Annotated in this window: 2 protein-coding genes; one reads left to right on the top strand and one right to left on the bottom strand. The window is 51.2% G+C overall.

Features of this window, described 5'->3' with window-relative positions:
• A partial coding sequence (locus F1735_RS37165; RefSeq protein ID WP_229506104.1) for a transposase occupies window positions 1-136 on the bottom strand: 136 nt, incomplete at its 3' end.
• Window positions 137-157: 21 nt separating this feature from the next.
• Between F1735_RS37165 and F1735_RS34370 the strand changes: the two genes are divergently transcribed.
• Window positions 158-379, top strand: a 222-nt coding sequence (locus tag F1735_RS34370) for a helix-turn-helix domain-containing protein (RefSeq protein WP_167241533.1), incomplete at its 3' end; no start/stop codon positions are given.

Genomic DNA, 379 nt, shown 5'->3' on the forward strand with positions numbered 1-379 from the left:
TGGAGCATATCGGCCGCAGGTCGTCAAGAATCTCTTTTGTGAAGACTTCACGGCGGTATTTTGTTGCGAAGACCAAATGTAGGTGCATGAGGAAAACACAGTGTCTTCCGTGGCGAATTTCATTGTAATGACTCATAGACCAAACTATAATCGAAGCATGCAACGACTGCAAGCCTATCAATACGAACTGATGCCAGATGGCGAGCAAGAGCGCACTATGCGCCGCTTCGCTGGCGCGTGCCGATTCGTCTACAACAAGGCGTTGGCGATGCAAAAAGAAAATCATGAGGCCGGTAACAAGTTCATCGGCTATGTCGCCATGGCGAAGCAATTGACCGGGTGGCGCACTGGTCCTGACACACCTTGGCTGAAGGACGCG

It is taken from the genome of Massilia genomosp. 1 (genome assembly GCF_011682185.1).
Classification (GTDB): Bacteria; Pseudomonadota; Gammaproteobacteria; order Burkholderiales; family Burkholderiaceae_D; genus Telluria_A; species Telluria_A rubra.